Annotated in this window: 16 protein-coding genes; 9 read left to right on the top strand and 7 right to left on the bottom strand. The window is 65.8% G+C overall.

Features of this window, described 5'->3' with window-relative positions; translation table 11 throughout:
• The first annotated feature begins 98 nt into the window (after positions 1-98).
• Genes FHY55_RS18565 through FHY55_RS18555 form a run of 3 tightly spaced genes read left to right on the top strand, consistent with a single transcriptional unit; the run spans position 99 to position 2556 of the window.
• Positions 99-719, top strand: coding sequence for an HAD family phosphatase (locus FHY55_RS18565; protein ID WP_140015606.1), 621 nt, complete (start codon positions 99-101; stop codon positions 717-719).
• Positions 716-1627 carry an ornithine cyclodeaminase family protein gene (locus FHY55_RS18560; RefSeq protein ID WP_140015605.1) on the top strand — a complete coding sequence of 304 codons (912 nt, stop codon included), beginning with the start codon at positions 716-718 and terminating at the stop codon, positions 1625-1627. Before FHY55_RS18565 ends, FHY55_RS18560 begins: the two co-directional genes overlap by 4 nt.
• Positions 1624-2556 carry an alpha/beta fold hydrolase gene (locus tag FHY55_RS18555; RefSeq protein WP_140015604.1) on the top strand — a complete coding sequence of 311 codons (933 nt, stop codon included), beginning with the start codon at positions 1624-1626 and terminating at the stop codon, positions 2554-2556. The genes FHY55_RS18560 and FHY55_RS18555 overlap by 4 nt, the downstream gene beginning before the upstream one ends.
• Here the strand turns inward: FHY55_RS18555 and FHY55_RS18550 are convergent.
• Both FHY55_RS18550 and FHY55_RS18545 read right to left on the bottom strand, forming a co-directional pair.
• The gene (locus FHY55_RS18550; RefSeq protein ID WP_140015603.1) at positions 2553-3194 is read right to left on the bottom strand and encodes a hypothetical protein; all 642 of its coding nucleotides are present in this window, start codon (positions 3192-3194) and stop codon (positions 2553-2555) included. The genes FHY55_RS18555 and FHY55_RS18550 overlap by 4 nt on opposite strands.
• Positions 3191-4435 (bottom strand): MFS transporter, encoded by a 1245-nt coding sequence (locus FHY55_RS18545; RefSeq protein WP_140015602.1) that lies wholly within the window; start codon positions 4433-4435, stop codon positions 3191-3193. The genes FHY55_RS18550 and FHY55_RS18545 overlap by 4 nt, the downstream gene beginning before the upstream one ends.
• Before the next feature lie 106 nt (positions 4436-4541).
• Here FHY55_RS18545 and zapE point away from each other — a divergent pair, with 106 nt between their 5' ends.
• Entirely contained in the window at positions 4542-5633 is a 1092-nt protein-coding gene (gene zapE / locus FHY55_RS18540) for a cell division protein ZapE (RefSeq protein WP_140015601.1), read from the top strand.
• A 224-nt stretch (positions 5634-5857) separates the two neighbouring features.
• On the opposite strand, the gene glyA is transcribed toward zapE, so the two are convergent.
• Positions 5858-7147 carry a serine hydroxymethyltransferase gene (gene glyA, locus FHY55_RS18535; protein ID WP_140015600.1) on the bottom strand — a complete coding sequence of 430 codons (1290 nt, stop codon included), beginning with the start codon at positions 7145-7147 and terminating at the stop codon, positions 5858-5860.
• A gap of 183 nt (positions 7148-7330) precedes the next feature.
• Here glyA and FHY55_RS18530 point away from each other — a divergent pair, with 183 nt between their 5' ends.
• Complete coding sequence (locus FHY55_RS18530) at positions 7331-8071, top strand: NAD kinase (RefSeq protein ID WP_140016191.1); 741 nt, start codon at positions 7331-7333, stop codon at positions 8069-8071.
• Between the two features lie 70 nt (positions 8072-8141).
• On the opposite strand, the gene FHY55_RS18525 is transcribed toward FHY55_RS18530, so the two are convergent.
• On the bottom strand, positions 8142-8492 hold the full coding sequence (locus tag FHY55_RS18525) for a hypothetical protein (RefSeq protein ID WP_140015599.1): 351 nt from the start codon (positions 8490-8492) through the stop codon (positions 8142-8144).
• Between the two features lie 215 nt (positions 8493-8707).
• Between FHY55_RS18525 and FHY55_RS18520 the strand changes: the two genes are divergently transcribed.
• The gene (locus FHY55_RS18520; protein ID WP_140015598.1) at positions 8708-9697 is read left to right on the top strand and encodes a glutathione S-transferase family protein; all 990 of its coding nucleotides are present in this window, start codon (positions 8708-8710) and stop codon (positions 9695-9697) included.
• Positions 9698-9714: 17 nt separating this feature from the next.
• On the opposite strand, the gene FHY55_RS18515 is transcribed toward FHY55_RS18520, so the two are convergent.
• On the bottom strand, positions 9715-10107 hold the full coding sequence (locus FHY55_RS18515; RefSeq protein ID WP_140015597.1) for a hypothetical protein: 393 nt from the start codon (positions 10105-10107) through the stop codon (positions 9715-9717).
• 96 nt (positions 10108-10203) lie between these two features.
• On the bottom strand, positions 10204-11253 hold the full coding sequence (locus FHY55_RS18510; protein WP_140015596.1) for an FAD-binding oxidoreductase: 1050 nt from the start codon (positions 11251-11253) through the stop codon (positions 10204-10206).
• A 49-nt stretch (positions 11254-11302) separates the two neighbouring features.
• Here FHY55_RS18510 and mnmD point away from each other — a divergent pair, with 49 nt between their 5' ends.
• Complete coding sequence (mnmD, locus tag FHY55_RS18505; protein ID WP_140015595.1) at positions 11303-11971, top strand: tRNA (5-methylaminomethyl-2-thiouridine)(34)-methyltransferase MnmD; 669 nt, start codon at positions 11303-11305, stop codon at positions 11969-11971.
• Positions 11968-12837, top strand: a complete 870-nt coding sequence (locus FHY55_RS18500) for a DMT family transporter (protein ID WP_140015594.1) — start codon at positions 11968-11970, stop codon at positions 12835-12837. The genes mnmD and FHY55_RS18500 overlap by 4 nt, the downstream gene beginning before the upstream one ends.
• A 10-nt stretch (positions 12838-12847) precedes the next feature.
• On the opposite strand, the gene FHY55_RS18495 is transcribed toward FHY55_RS18500, so the two are convergent.
• Positions 12848-14290, bottom strand: a complete 1443-nt coding sequence (locus FHY55_RS18495) for an MORN repeat-containing protein (protein WP_140015593.1) — start codon at positions 14288-14290, stop codon at positions 12848-12850.
• A 167-nt stretch (positions 14291-14457) separates the two neighbouring features.
• Here FHY55_RS18495 and FHY55_RS18490 point away from each other — a divergent pair, with 167 nt between their 5' ends.
• Positions 14458-16116: an NAD+ synthase gene (locus tag FHY55_RS18490; protein WP_140015592.1), complete on the top strand. Its 1659-nt coding sequence runs from the start codon at positions 14458-14460 to the stop codon at positions 16114-16116.

The following is a 16116-nucleotide window of genomic DNA, read 5'->3' as shown; positions in this document are numbered from 1 at the left end:
TGTAGCCTCGTGTCAGGGCCGGGCAACTGCGGTGGGGGTTGAGGGCCGCAACGTCAGATGGTTGAGTTCGCCCGAAGCCTCCCCGGAAAGGAATCCCCATGCCCGTCAGCGCCGTCATCTTTGACATCGGCAATGTGCTTATCGAGTGGAACCCCGAGCGGTTTTACGATGCCGAGATTGGGCAGGAGCGGCGAGAGCGGCTTTTTTCCGAGGTCGACCTGCACGGGATGAACGACCGGGTGGACCGGGGCGAGACCTTTCGGGACATGGTGATGGAATGCGCCGGGGCGAACCCGGATTGGCATGATGAGATCACGCTATGGCACGACCGCTGGATCGAGATGGCGCAGCCAGCAATTGACCATTCGGTGCGCCTGCTGAGGGCGCTCCGCGCGGGCGGCGTGCCCGTCTTCGCTTTGTCGAACTTCGGCATCCAAAGCTTCGAGCTAGGCGAAAGCCACTACCCGTTTTTGGCCGAGTTCGACCGGCGCTATATTTCTGGCCACATGGGCGTGGCCAAGCCTGACCCGGAGATTTACGCCATGGTCGAGGAGGACTGCGGCGTGGCCCCCGAGGCCCTGCTGTTTGCAGATGACCGTGACGACAACATTGCCATGGCCAAATCGCGTGGTTGGCAGACCCATCTGTTTGAGCACCCGGCGGGGTTTGCAAACAGGCTCGTAGCCGAGGGGCTGCTCACCGAGGACAGCGCAAGATGACCACACCGAAGTTTATAACTTATGAACAGGGCGAGGCCGCGCTGGATTGGATCGCGCTGACCGACGCTCTGGCCGAGGGCCACACCCTGCCCAAAGCCGAGATCGAAGACAGTTTCCTCTATCGCGGCGACGACACGATGCTCAGCCGCGCCGCGTGGATCGACGGGCTCGGCGCGCTGGTGAAGACGGCCACGATCTTCCCCGGCAATGCGGATGCGGGCAAACCGGCGGTGAATGGGGCGGTGACGCTGTTTTCTGACCGCACCGGCGAGGCGGAGGCCTTTGTGGATTTTCACCTCGTGACCAAGTGGAAGACGGCGGGCGACAGCCTGCTCTCTGCCCGTCGCCTCGCCCGGCCTGAAAGCCGCAACATTCTGATCCTCGGCGCGGGCACGGTGGCAGCCTCTTTGATCGAGGCCTATTCGGCGGGCTTTCCGGGGGCAAAGTTCACGCTGTGGAACCGCACCGCCGGGCGGGCGGCGCATTTGGCAGAGGCCACCGGCGCTTCTGTGGCGCGCGATCTGGCGGAGGCTATTGGCGCGGCAGACATTATCGCCACGGCCACCATGAGCACCGAGCCGGTGCTGAAGGGCGAGTGGCTGCAACCCGGCCAGCATATCGACCTGATCGGGGCCTACCGGCCCGACATGCGCGAGGCGGATGACACGGCGCTGCAACGCGCGCGGCTGTTTGTGGATTCTCGCGCAACGACCATCGGCCATATCGGCGAGCTGAAGGATCCTCTGGCGCGGGGCGTGATTACGCAGGCCGATGTGCTGGCCGATTTCTATGAGCCCGAGGCCTACCGCCGGGGCAGCGCCGAAGAGATCACCATGGCCAAGAACGGCGGCGGGGCGCATCTGGATCTGATGACCGCCCGGCACATCCTCGACCGGGTGGGGGCGTGAGCCTCTGGCTCTGGATTGCCTGCGCGCTTGGCGTGACGATCCTCGCGCCGCCCTTGATTGCATGGCTTCTCTCGCGGTCGCGCCGGGCTGCGCGCAAGGGGTTGCCGGGGCGGAGCCTTGCGCTGGACGAGGGGCGGGTGCAGCTGCGGCTCGACGGGCTGGAGGGCCGCCCGGTGGCGGTGATGGTGCACGGGCTGACAACGCCCAGCTGGGTGTTTGACGCCATCGCCGAGGGCCTTGTGGTGCAGGGCTGGCGCGTGTTGCGCTACGACCTTTGGGGCCGGGGCGGCTCGGACATGCCGCGCAAGATGCAGGACAAGGCGCTGTTTGTGCGCCAGCTTGCCGGGGTGATCGAGGCCGAGGCACCGGAGGGGCCGGTGCTGCTGGTGGGCTATTCGATGGGCGCTGCGATTTCGGCAGCCTATGCAGAGGCTTACCCGGGGCGGGTGCGCGGGCTGGCCATGCTGGCCCCGGCGGGGTTGGGGCACCGGTTGGATGGGTTTTCCCGCTTTTGCGCCGCCACGCCGGTGTTGGGAGATTGGCTTTGGGCCACCTTCTCGGGCATCGGCTTGCGGGCACAGGCGCGCGGCGCGGCGGCGCAGGGGCCCTCTTCGGTGGAGGGGTTCACCGCGCGGCTCAGCGCAGAGAGCCGCACGCGGGGATACCGGCGCGCGGTGCTTTCCTCGCTGCGGCACATGCTGAGCGAGCGGATTGGCCCAACGTTGAAGGCGCTGGATGCACGGGGGCTGCCGATGCTGGCTGTCTGGGGCGGGGAGGATCGGCTGATTGCCCGCACCGCACCGGAGCGGCTGGCGCGGCAAGCGGGCAACGCGGCGCAGATCACCGTGGCGCAGGCAGGCCACGGGCTGCCGCACACCCATCCGCGCGAGGTGTTGAAGGCGCTGGCAGGCTTTACGCCAAGGCTTTAGCGGTAGGCTGCCTTGCAGGCCCCGGAGCGCGGGGCCAGATCGCAGGCGCGGCGGTAAAGCGCATCGGCCCGTTGCGAGTTTCGCCCGGTGCCCGGTGCCCCGTCACGGTAGATGTTGCCCTCCATGAAGCAGCCCCATGCCGCGCCGCGTGCGCAGGCTTCGGAATAGGTTTTCTTCTGGCAGGCGGCGGCGGTGGCTTGCGCCGGGCGGGTGCCGGGCCGCCAGCTTCCGTTGCGGGCGGTGGCGGCGGCGTTGACGCAGGCGTTGGCATTGCCGAGCGCACAGGCCCGCATGAAGAGCGGGTAGGTGAACTGGCTTTCTTCCTCCAGTGGCGTGGCGGTTTGCATCGCGTGGGCGAGGTTGAAGCAGGAGGATTGGTCGCCACCGAGGCAGCGGTTCAGGCAGGCGTTGGGCTTGCGGGCGCAGCTTTTGTCGGAGCGGTAGCGGGTGGTTGAGGCGCGGTAGACCGAAGCGGGGCACTGCCGGAGCGTGGCGACGAAAGCCGGATCCTTGGCGATTTTCAGCAGCACGGTGCGCATCGGCTGAGGCTGGTTGCGCGCCCATGACAGGGTGTCCTGCGCGGTGGCGCTCAGCGGTGTGAGGAGGAGGAGTAGGGCGGCGAGGGCAGTGCGGATCAAGCGGCAAGTCCTTGTGACGGCGTGCGGTTTTCGCGGATCGGCAGGTGCACGAGCGCCGAAAAGGCCCCCACGCCGACGCCGATCCACCAGACCATCGTATAATCACCATAGATGTCATACATCCGCCCGCCGAGCCAAACGCCGAGGAAGCTGCCAAGCTGGTGCGAGAAAAACACGATGCCGTAGAGCGTGCCCATGTAGCGCAGCCCGAAGATATGGGCCACGAGGCCGGAGGTGAGCGGCACGGTGGCCAGCCAGAGCGAGCCCATGAGGACAGAGAAGAGCAGCACGGTGGCGGGCGTGATCGGGAAGAGAATGAAGGCCGCCGCGATGATGGTGCGGGCGGTGTAGATGCCTGCGAGCAGGTATTTCTTGGTGTAGCGCTTGCCGGCCCAGCCTGCGGCGAGGGTGCCGGCGATATTTGCCAGCCCGATCAGCGAGATGGCGATGGCTCCGAGGGCGGAGGTGGTGGAGATGCCAAGCCCTGCCAGCATGCCGCCCGCTTGAATGGGTGAGCACATCTCGGCCACCAGCGCGGGGAAGTGGGCGGTGACGAAGGCAAGCTGGTAGCCGCAGGAGAAGAAGCCGAGGAAGATCAGGGTGAAGGAGGGGTCTTTGGCGGCGCGGATGAGCACTTGGCCGATGGACTCTTCCAGCTCGTGGCGGCTGACCTGGCTGGGGGAGCGCATCATCGGCAGCACCGCGAGCACGGCGAGGATGGCGACGGCGAAGATGAGGAAGACCTCCTGCCAGCTGAGGAAGCCCAGCATCCACTCGGCCAGCGGCGCGCCGAAAACCTGCCCGGCGGACCCGGCGGCGGTGGCGATGGCGAGGCTCATGGAGCGGTTGTCATCCGAGGAGGCGCGGCCCACGACCGCGAGGATCACCCCGAAGCCGGTGCCCGCGACGCCGAAGCCGACAAGGATTTCAAGCAGTTGGTGCTGGAGCGGCGAGACGGCGACGGAGGAGAGCACGAGGCCCACGGCATAGAGCACCGCGCCCATGATAATGGCCTTGCGGTCGCCGATCCGCTCGGCAATCGCGCCGAAGATCGGCTGGCCGATGCCCCATGCGAGGTTTTGGATGGCGATGGCGAGGGAGAACTCGGCGCGGGGCCAGTTGAACTCTTCCGCGATGGGAATCTGGAACACCCCGAAGCTGGCCCGGATGGCGAAACCGACGAGGATGACGAGGCAACCGCCGATCAGGACCGGGGTAAGGAGGGGGGTGCGGGTTTCCATGTGGATTTATTTGACCAAGTCATGGAATAGGTCAAATCGCATTTCGTGATGTGACGGATCACAGGTGGTGGGTTTTACCCGCCCGGCAGCCGAGGTACAGGACAGCATGAGCGCGACTCTGCCCGAGATTTACGATGCCCGCGTGGGTGATGGCACGCTGAAGGACGACCCCGCGCAACGGGGCGCCTTGCCCGCCTTCGAGCGGGTGCGAGCCGCGCTGGAGGCGCGACCGGAGCCAAAAGGCGGCCTGCGCGGCCTCTTTGGCGGAAAGAGCACGCCCGAGCCGGTGAAGGGCCTGTACCTCTGGGGCGGTGTGGGCCGGGGCAAATCCATGTTGATGGATATGTTCTACGAAAGCGTTAACAGCCCGAAGAAGCGCCGCGTGCACTTCCATGCCTTCATGCAGGAAATCCACGGCGCGCTGCATGAGGTGCGCAAGACCGGGGTGGGTGACGCCATTCGCCCGGTGGCCGAGGATGTGGCGGAGAAGGTCGAGTTGCTCTGTTTCGACGAGATGCAGATTACCGATATCACCGATGCGATGATCGTGGGGCGGCTGTTCGAGAAGCTCTTTGCTGCCGGGGTAGCAGTGGTGACCACCTCGAATCGCCCGCCGAAAGACCTGTATAAGAACGGCCTCAACCGGCAGCTCTTCGTGCCTTTCATCGAGCTTCTGGACACCCGGATGGAGGTGCGCGATCTGGCCGCCGATACTGACTATCGGCAAGATAGGCTTTCGGGAAATCCGGTTTATTTCTCGCCGCTTGGCCCGGAGGCGCGGGCGAAGATGGACGAGGTTTGGCAAGACCTCTCGGGCCCCGATGCGGCGCCGCTGAAGCTGGTGGTGAAGAGCCGCGAGGTGGAGGTGCCGAGGTTTTCCAACGGGGTGGGGCGGGCCAGTTTTTACGAGCTCTGCGGCCGCCCGCTGGGGCCTGCGGATTACCTCGCGATTGCCGAGGCGGCGCGGGTGCTGATGGTGGATGATATCCCCTGCCTGAGCCGCTCGAACTTTAACGAGGCCAAGCGGTTCGTCACCCTGATTGATGCGCTTTACGAGGGGAAGGTGCGGCTGATCTGCTCTGCCGCCGACCAGCCGGAAAGCCTTTATCTGGAAGGCGAAGGCACCTTTGAGTTTGAGCGCACGGCAAGCCGGTTGCGCGAGATGCAGGATGCCGAATGGGGCCGTGCGGCGGGGTAGGGTTTGGCCGTTAACCCCGAAAAGCAAAGGGCAACATCCTGTGCACAAGTGATGCACATCCCATGCACATGTCGGATGACATAGGTGGCATTAATCAATGGACCGTGCGCTGAGCGCGGCAAGAAAAAACCCCGCCGGGAGGGGCGGGGTTTTGGGATGTGAGAGATCCTCGGGTCAGGCCCGAGGATGACCGGGTCAGGCCCGAGGATGACGCCGCGCGCGGCTCACTCGTAGAGCGGGAAGCGGGCGCAGAGGGCGGTGACCTCGGCCTTCACCTTTTCCTCGACCTCACCGTTGCCGTCTTCGCCATTCGCGGCGAGACCGTCGACCACGGCGACGATCCAATCGGCGATCTGGCGGAATTCGGGCTCACCAAAGCCGCGGGTGGTGCCGGCGGGCGCGCCGAGGCGGATGCCGGAGGTGACGAAGGGCTTCTCCGGGTCGAACGGCACGCCATTCTTGTTGGTGGTGATATGGGCGCGGCCAAGGGCGGCCTCGGCGGCCTTGCCGGTGACGCCCTTGGGGCGCAGGTCTGCGAGGCAGAGGTGGTTGTCGGTGCCGCCCGACACGATGTCGATCCCGCCCTTCTGGAGCTGGTCGGCCATCGCTTGCGCGTTCTTCACCACTTGTGCGGCGTAGTTCTTGAACTCGGGGCGCAGGGCCTCACCGAAGGCCACGGCCTTGGCGGCGATGACATGCATCAGCGGGCCGCCCTGAAGGCCGGGGAAGACCGCCGAGTTCACCTTTTTGGCGATGTCGGCGTCGTTGGTGAGGATCATGCCGCCACGGGGGCCGCGCAGGCTTTTGTGGGTGGTGGTGGTGCAGACATGGGCATGCGGGATCGGCGAGGGGTGGACGCCCCCGGCGACGAGCCCGGCGATATGGGCCATGTCGACCATCAGGTAGGCACCGACTTCATCGGCGATCTCGCGGAAGGCGGCCCAATCCCAGACGCGGGAATAGGCGGTGCCACCAGCGACTATGAGCTTGGGCTTATGCTCCAGCGCCTTGGCGCGGATGTCTTCCATATCCAGCAGCTGGTCTTGCTGGCGCACGCCGTAGCTGACCACGTTGAACCACTTGCCCGACATGTTGACGGGGGAGCCGTGGGTGAGGTGGCCGCCGCTGTTGAGGTCGAGGCCCATGAAGGTGTCGCCCGGCTGGAGCAGGGCGAGGAACACGGCCTGGTTCATCTGGGAGCCGGAGTTGGGCTGGACGTTGGCGAAGTCGCAGCCGAAGAGCTCCTTGGCGCGGTCGATCGCCAGCGTTTCGGCAATGTCGACGTACTGGCAGCCGCCGTAGTAGCGCTTGCCCGGGTAGCCCTCGGCATATTTGTTGGTGAGCACCGAGCCCTGGGCTTCGAGCACCGCCTTGGAGACGATATTCTCGGAGGCGATCAGCTCGATCTCGTCGCGCTGGCGGCCGAGCTCCTGGGTGATGGCCTTGGCGATCTCGGGATCGCGGCTGGCAAGCTCTTCGGTGAAAAATCCGCTGTCACGGTGGGGCGCGTTCATTGGGCGGGCCTCTTTGGCTGGGGAACGGTTGGGCGGGGTTTACCTCATGGCAGGGCGGGGCAAAAGCGACAAAGCGCCACTTTTGCGCGGAATGGCGGCATATCGGCGGTCTTGTGTTTCGGATCGGCGCGGGCGAAGTCTTTGGGGAAACCCGGAGGATGCCCCTTGGACAAGATCGCCTTCATGGCCGCCGAGACCCAGATTGCCGAGGAGGCGCGCCGCCATCTGGCCGGGCAGCATGGGGATGTGCCGCCCGAGGAGGCCGAGGTGATTGTGGCGCTGGGGGGCGACGGGCATATGCTGCAAACCCTGCGTGACACCCAGCATCTGGATACGCCGGTTTACGGGATGAACTGCGGGACCATCGGCTTTTTGATGAACGAATACAGCGAGCCGAGCCTGAAGGAGCGGCTTGAGGCGGCGGAGGAAGAGGTGCTGCACCCGCTGCGGATGCGGGCCTTTACCGCCGATGGAGGCACCGAGGAGGCGCTGGCGATCAACGAGGTGAGCCTGCTGCGGCAGGGGCCGCAGGCGGCAAAGCTGCGCATTCAGGTGGATGGCCGGGAGCGGATGGAAGAGTTGGTGTGCGACGGGGCGCTGCTGTGCACGCCAGCGGGGAGCACGGCCTACAACTACTCGGCACACGGGCCGATCCTGCCGATTGGGGCCGAGGTGCTGGCGCTGACGCCGATTGCCGCTTTCCGCCCGCGCCGCTGGCGCGGCGCCCTGCTGCCGATGGCCGCCGAGGTGCGCTTTGACGTGCTTCAGCCCCAAAAGCGCCCTGTGCGGGCCGAGGCCGACAGCCGGGCGGTGGAAAATGTGGTGACGGTGATCGTGCGCTCTGACGAGAGCATCACTCACCGGATATTGTTTGATCCCGGCCACGGGCTGGAGGAGCGGCTCATTCGGGAGCAGTTTGCCTGAGGCGCGGCGGTGCGGCCCGTTCGGGCTGGCAGCTTGCGGTTCTCCGGCGTCGGGCCTTTGAACGCGGTGCTTAGCGGCTTTCGATCAGGCCGACGGGCGCATCCTTGGCGCGGGCAAAATCCAGCGGCGCGCTGTCGGCAGCGGCGGTGTTGCGCTTGAACTCGAAGATGCGCTCCCCGGCCTCTTCGCGGCTGGTGACGATCAGGCATTGGTAGAGGTGCCGCTCGCCCTCGAACAGGTCCACCAAACCGCGCAGATTGGGGGCGGGCTCGGCGGCGAGGGCAAAGCCCTTGGACCAGAAGCGCAGTACGGGATAGCTCTCATCGCCGTCGCGCACCCGCAGGCGGCTTTTGCGGCGCTCGGCATCACGCCGCGCGGCTTCCAGCCCTTCGCGGACCGATTGTGGCAGAAAATCAGACATTTGGCAGCTCCGGTTCGTGGGCAGGAGCATTGTGACCGAATCGGGTGACGTCAAGGTTAACGTTTTCCGGCGGTTTCCTCCCTGCGCGAGTGTAACACTTGGGCACGGCGAGAGGTTCCGTGCGAAAATGCGCAAAACACCCTTCGCGGCTGCCTGTATGATGCGCGGCGCACATTGGCTAGATAGGGCGGGACATAGAGAGACAGGAGGCGAACATGGGCCGTTTGGTTGAGGGCGAGTGGAAAGACGAGTGGTATGATACCAGCAAGAGCGGCGGCAAGTTTGTGCGCTCTACCTCCGGGTTCCGCAACTGGATCACCGCCGATGGCGCTGCGGGGCCGTCGGGCGAAGGCGGCTTTGAGGCCGAGAGCGGGCGCTATCACCTCTATGTTTCGCTGGCCTGCCCCTGGGCCCATCGGGCGCTGATCTTCCGGGCGCTGAAGGGGCTTGAAGAGCATATCTCCGTTTCCGTGGTGCACCCCGATATGCTTAAGAACGGCTGGGAGTTTCGCATCGATTTTCCGGGCGCGACCGGCGACGGGCTCTTTGGCAAAGACTATCTCTGGCAGGTCTACACCCATGTGGACCCCGAGATGAGCGGGCGGGTGACGGTGCCGGTGCTCTATGACACCAAGCGCGACACCATCGTGAGCAATGAAAGCTCCGAGATCATCCGTATGCTCAACTCCGCTTTCGACGGGATCACCGGCAACAGCGATGACTACTGGCCCGAAGAGCTGCGTGAGGGCATCGAAGAGGTGAACGCGCGGGTTTATGACACGGTGAACAACGGGGTCTACAAGGCCGGGTTTGCCACCACTCAGGAGGCCTATGACGAAGCGGTGCGCCCGCTCTTTGACAGCCTCGACTGGCTGGAAGATCGCCTTGCCACCCACCGCTACCTGATGGGCGAGCGCCTCACCGAGGCCGACTGGCGGTTGTTCACCACGCTGGTGCGCTTTGACGAGGTCTATCATACGCACTTCAAGTGCAACCGGAACTTCCTGCGGGAAATGCCCAACCTCTGGGGCTATGCCCGCGAGCTTTATCAGGTGCCCGGCGTGGCCAGCACCTGCGTGCCCGCGCATTACATTCGCCACTACCATTACAGCCACGACACGGTGAACCCGCATCGGATCATCCCGCTGAACCCGGTGCTGGACTGGACGGCGCCGCATGGGCGTGAGGCTCTGAAGGCCGCCTAGGGCCGGGCGAGCTGCGCTCAGGAGCCGCCGGGGCCGGAGGGGCGGGGGTAGTTGCGCAGGTATTGCGTCATCTGCCAGCGGATGAGGTAGTTGGCGTCAACCACCTCATAGGCCACGCCGAGCTGCTGGGCGACGGTGCGCACCTGAAACTCATAGGCATCTTCGCGCCCGTCGGTGTCGATCATCACCACCTTGGGGGTGAGGCCGGTTTGCGTGGCGGCAAACACTGCCTGGTGCACGCTGTCGATGGAGCTGCGCTTGTCGAGCCCCAGTTCGATGACGTGGCTTTCGGTGCGGCAATCGACCCGGACGTAATGCAGATCGTAGCCCACGTTATAGGGCACGCGCACTTCGACATCGCCCATGGCGAACATCGAGCAGTAGATCAGGGCAAGGGCGGTTTCGGTCATCGGGCCTCTCTTGGGCAGAGGCTAGGATGGCGTTAACCTTTTGTTAACACTTTTCTCGGTGCCGCGCGGGATCTGTGCCCCAAAACCCCGGCTTGGCTAGAGGCTGTCTTCCACCCGGAAGCCCTGCGGGATCGCATCGCGCCCTTCCAGCACGAGGTCGGCCATTACCCGGGCCACGCCGGGGGCCATGCCGAAGCCGATCTTGAAGCCGCCGTTGGCGATGAAGTGCCCGTCGCGCCCGGGCCAAGCCCCGAGCATGGGCGCGCGGCTGCGGGCGCGGGGGCGCAGGCCGGCCCAGCGCTTCAGCACCGGCGCGCCGTGGAGCAGGGGCACGAGGGCGCTGGCCTTTTCCAGCAGCGTATCGAGCAGCGCATCGGTCTCCAGCCCATCGAATTCGCGCTCGGAGGTGGAGCCGATGGCCACCGTGCCATCTGCGTGGGGCACGACATGGACACCATCGGCAAAGAGCTGCGCGGCCTTGTGCGCCTCGAAGTGCAGCAGTGCGGCCTGCCCCTTGATCGGTGCGCCAACGGGGCGGCCCATATCGGCGGAAAGCGCGGCGAGGCCATCGGCCCCGGTGGCCCAGATTACCGGGCCTTGCTCGCCGTCCGCGTCGGCGCTGTCGCCAATCACAACCTCGCTGCCCGCAGCTTCCAGCGCCGCCGCTAGGGCGGCGCAGGCGCGGGCGGGGTGGAGCCGGGCTGTTAGGGTGTCGATCACATAAAGCCCGGTTTGCGAGACGGGACGGAAGGCCGGGGCCTCGCTTTCCTCCACCACCTGCCAGACCGCGCGGCCCTGCCAGAGCGCCTCGGCGCCCGCCGCCCGCGCCCGGGCCAGCGCCTCGCCGCCGGGCACCACCGGTTGCACGCGCCCCGTGCGGGCATAGCCGGGGTCGACCCCTCCGGCGGCTTGAACGCCGCTCCAAAAGCTCGCTGCCGCCAGCAGGCTTTCCAACTGAAAGGCTTTCTTGGGGTTCCAGTTTTCCGGCACATGCGGGGCGAGCGCGCCCACGACGCCGCCCGACGACCCTGCGCCGACTGCGTGCCGCTCGATCACCCGCACCTTTGCGCCGCGCCGGGCACATTCCCACGCGATCGACAGGCCAAACACCCCGGCCCCGCGCACCGTCACCTCTGCCATGGACATCCCTCCGCGCCGCCGCCATTCTCCGCCCGAACACATAGGCTATCCCCCGATGCATCACCATCCCGCCACGCTCGCATGGCGCGACAACGGCACCCCCGTTTCGACTCGTTTTGATGACCCGTATTTCTCGCTGGAGAACGGGCTGGCCGAAACGCGCCATACCTTCCTCGCAGGCAATGGCCTGCCGGGGCGGTTGCGCGATGGGTTTCACGTGGCCGAGCTGGGGTTTGGCACCGGGCTCAACCTGCTGGCGCTCTGGCATATGGGGCGCGAGGCCGGGGTGGCGGTGCGCTACACCGGGTTTGAAGCTTTTCCGATGGCTGCGGAAGACGCCGCGCGGGCGCTGGAGCCCTTTGCCCCGGCCTTCCCCGATCTGGTGGAGGCGCTTGTGGCGCAATGGCCCGAGGCTGGCGGCGTGATCACTGCGCCGGGGCTTTCGGCCGAGGTCATCCCCGGCGATGCGCGGGAGACGCTGGCGGCGTGGCAAGGCAGGGCGGATGCGTGGTTTCTTGATGGCTTCTCGCCCGCCAAGAACCCCGAGCTTTGGGAGCCCGCGCTGATGGCAGAGGTTGGCCGCCACACCGCCCCGGGCGGTACATTTGCCACTTACACGGCAGCAGGCCACGTGCGCCGGGCGCTTGGGGAGGCGGGCTTTACGGTGACCCGCCAGCCGGGTTACGGGCGCAAACGCCACATGAGCACAGGAATCCTCGCATGAAGCCCCGCAGCGCCCAGACCAACGGCATTCTGCTGATGGTCGTCACCACCTTTATCTTTGCGGTGCAAGACGGGCTTTCGCGCCATCTTGCCGAGGAATATCCGGTGATGATGGTGGTGATGATCCGCTACTGGTTTTTCGCCGCCTTCGTCCTGACCATCGCCGCGCGCGCGCCCGGCGGGCTCAGGGCGGCGACCCGATCGAACGTGCCGTGGTTGCAGATCTTTCGCGGCGTGCTGCTGGCGGCCGAGATCTGCGTGGCGGTGCAGGGCTTTGTGCTGCTCGGGCTGGTGGAGGCGCATGCGATCTTTGCCTGCTACCCGCTGCTCATTGCCGCGCTGTCCGGCCCGGTGCTGGGCGAGAAAGTTGGCTGGCGGCGCTGGGCGGCGATTGGCGTGGGGTTCTGCGGCATCCTCGTGATCCTGCGGCCCGGCTTTGGCGTGTTTGCCCCCGCCGCTATCGTGCCGCTGGTGGCTGCGGGGATGTTTGCGCTCTACGGGTTGCTCACCCGCGCCGTCTCCCGGCATGACAGTTCGGCCACCTCCTTCTTTTACACCGGCACCTCGGGCGCGGTGGTGATGACGGTGGTGGCGGTGTGGCAATGGGTGCCGATGACCGGGGCCGACTGGCTCTGGATGGGCAGCCTCTGCATGACGGGCGCCTTGGGCCACTGGACGCTGATCAAGTGCTACGAGTTTGCCGAGGCCAGCGCGGTGCAGCCCTTTGCCTATTTCCAGCTGGTCTTTGCCTCGGCCGTGGGCGTGATCTTTTGGGGCGATGTGCTGCCGCCGATCACCATTCTTGGCGCGGCCATCGTGGTGGGCGCGGGGCTGTTCACGCTCTGGCGCGAGCGGCGGCGGAGCTGAGCGCGAAGGCTCAGCCGTCGGAGGGGGCGGCGGCCTCTTCTGCGGTGTCCTCGGTGGCAGGCGGGGTGCTGGCGCGGGTCAGAATGCCCTTTTCCCATTCACCGCTTTCCACTTCGCCGGTGGCATAGGTCATGGTGCCCATGCCCTGCCGCTTTCCGGCGGCGAAGAGCCCCTCGTAGACATCGCCGTTGGCGTAGGTTGCCACGCCCTTGCCGTCGATCTCGCCCGCTGTCCAGCCGCCCTCGTAGGTGAAGCCGTCGGCCATGGTGATCTTGCCCTGGCCTTCGCGCATTCCGGCCTTGAAGCCGCCCTCGTAGGTGGTGCCGTCGGCATAGGTGGCCACACCTTGCCCGTCGCGCAGGCCGTTCTTCCATTCGCCCACGTATTTGTAGCCATCGGGGGAGGTCATGGTGCCCTGACCGTGGTTCTTGGCGTCCTTGAACTCGCCATCATAGACCATGCCGCCCTTGTAGCGCGCCACGCCCTTGCCCTCGATCACCCCCTCGACCCAGCCGCCGGTGTAGACCGAGCCATCAGGGTAGGTGATGGTGCCCTCGCCCTGCGCGAGATCATCGACGAAATCGCCCTCGTAAACCGAGCCGTCAGGGTAGTTTACCTTGCCCTTGCCGTGGATCCGGCCTTCCTTCCATGCGCCGGTGTAGCTGTAGCCATCGGCGCCGGTGAAGGTGCCTTGCCCGTCGCGCTGATCGGCCTTGAAGTCGCCCTCATACACATCGCCGTTGGAATAGGTGACCTTGCCCTTGCCGTGGCGCTGCCCATCGACCAGCAGGCCGGTGTAGACATCGCCGTTGGGCTGGGTCAGCGTGCCGAGACCGTTGATTTGCCCGGCCTTCCACGCGCCGTTGTAGGTGAGCCCGTCCGGCATGGTTAGCACGCCCTGACCGGCGCGCTGGTTGCGGACGAAGTTGCCCTCGTAAACCGACCCATCGGGGTAGGTCATGCGGCCCGCGCCTTCCTTGGAGCCGGCCACCCAAGTGCCCTCGTAGACTGAACCGCCCGGTGAGGTGAGCTTGCCTTGCCCCTCGTGCAGCCCCTTAACGAAGGCACCCTCGTAGCGGGTGCCGTTGGCATAATCGGCCACGCCCTGGCCGGTCATCTCGCCGTTCTTCCAATCGCCGTCATAGGTGCCGCCATCGGCGAAGGTGATCTTGCCCTTGCCCTCCGGTTTGCCCTTGGCGAAGGCCCCCTGATAGACCGAGCCATTGGGATAGCGCGCCACGCCCTGGCCGAGGATCTCGCCCTCGACCCAGTCGCCCTCATATTCGTAGCCGTTGGGCAGGGTATAGCTGCCCTTGCCGTGCTGAAGGCCGTTCTTGAAGGTGCCCTCGTAGACTCCTCCGTTTTCGTATTGCTTGATTTGCTTGTCCTGCGCGGCCAGCGGTGTGGCCAGCGCCAGAATGGCTGCCAGTGCGATATGTCCTGCCCGGATCATTGGGTTTTATCCTTTTGGCTGCCCCTTGCCCTTTCGGCGCGGGTCGTCTTCCTGCGCGGGCACGAAGGTAAGGCCCGCCGCGCCGGGTCGCAACGCTTTTTGGGCGGGCAACCTTTCACTTCAGCGTCAATCTGCTAAGTCGGATCGCATCAAGGAGAGGCGCAGGCATGGCCGACAGGTTTCGGATAACATTGGCACAGTTGAACCCGGTTCTGGGGGATATGGCGGGCAACGCGGCAAAGGCCCGCGAGGTCTGGGCCAAGGGCAAGGCCGCCGGGGCCGATCTGGTGGCCTTCACCGAGATGTTCATCTGCGGCTACAACGCGCAAGACCTCGTGGATCGCCCCGCCTTTGCCGCCGATGCGGTGGCCCATGTGGAGGCGCTGGCGCGTGACTGTGCCGATGGCCCGGCCATCGCCATTGGCGGCCCTTGGCCCGAGGATGGCAAGCTGTTCAACGCCTATTTCATCCTCAAGGACGGCAAGGTGATGACCCGGGTGCTCAAGCACCACCTGCCCAATGAGACGGTATTTGACGAGGTGCGCATCTATGATGCCGGCCCGCTTGGCGGACCCTATGCGGTGGGCAACACCCGCATCGGCTCGCCCATCTGCGAGGACGCGTGGCACGAGGATGTGGCCGAGACGCTGGCCGAGACCGGCGCGGAGTTTCTGCTCGTGCCCAATGGCTCGCCCTACTATCGCGGCAAGATGGAGACCCGGCAGAACCTGATGGTACAGCGCGTGGTCGAAACCGGCCTGCCGCTGATTTACCTCAACATGGTGGGCGGGCAGGATGACCAGGTGTTCGACGGCGGCTCCTTCGTGCTGAACCCGGGCGGGGCGCTGGCCTTGCAGATGCCGGTCTTCGATGAGGCGGTGGCGCAGCTGGACCTTGAGCGCACCCCGGACGGCTGGCGCGCCGTGGAGGGCGAAAAGGCCGCGCTGCCGGGTGAATGGGAGCAGGACTATCGCTGCATGGTGCAGTCGGTGCGCGACTATTTTGCCAAGACCGGCTTCAAACAGGCGCTGCTGGGGCTTTCGGGCGGGGTCGACTCGGCACTGGTGGCGGCGATTGCCGCCGATGCGCTGGGGCCGGAGAATGTGCGCTGCGTGATGCTGCCTTCGGAATATACCTCGGAGCATTCGCTGGAGGATGCCAAGGCGGTTGCCGAGAAGCTGGGCTGCCGCTACGACTTTGTGCCGATCAGCGGCCCGCGGGCGGCGGTGACGGAGGCGTTGGCGCCGCTCTTTGAGGGCACCGAGCCGGGGCTGACGGAGGAGAACATCCAGAGCCGGTTGCGCGGGCTGCTGTTGATGGCCTTGAGCAACAAGTTTGGCGAGATGCTCCTGACCACCGGCAACAAGAGCGAGGTCGCCGTGGGCTATGCCACGATTTATGGCGACATGGCGGGCGGGTATAACCCGTTGAAAGACCTCTACAAAACCCGGGTGTTTGAAACCTGCCGCTGGCGCAACGCCAACCACCGGGCGTGGATGCTGGCGCCCGAGGGCGAGGTGATTCCGCCCCGGGTGATCGACAAGCCGCCATCTGCCGAGCTGCGCGAAGACCAGAAGGACGAAGACAGCCTGCCGCCTTACGAGGATCTCGACCGCATTCTAGAAATGCTGGTGGATGAAGAGGCCTCCGTGGCCGAAGTGGTGGCCGAGGGCTTTGCCGATGAGGTGGTGCGCAAGATCGAGCGCCTGATTTTCCTGAGCGAATACAAGCGCTTTCAGTCTGCGCCGGGCGCACGGCTGACCAAGGCCGCCTTCTGGCTTGACCGGCGCTACCCCATCGTCAACCGCTGGCGCGACCCGTCTTAG

Origin of the sequence: Oceanicola sp. D3 (genome assembly GCF_006351965.1) — a bacterium.
Taxonomy (GTDB): Bacteria; Pseudomonadota; Alphaproteobacteria; order Rhodobacterales; family Rhodobacteraceae; genus Vannielia.
Note: the sequence above shows the minus strand (reverse complement) of the source record. Positions and strands in the feature narration are given on the sequence as shown.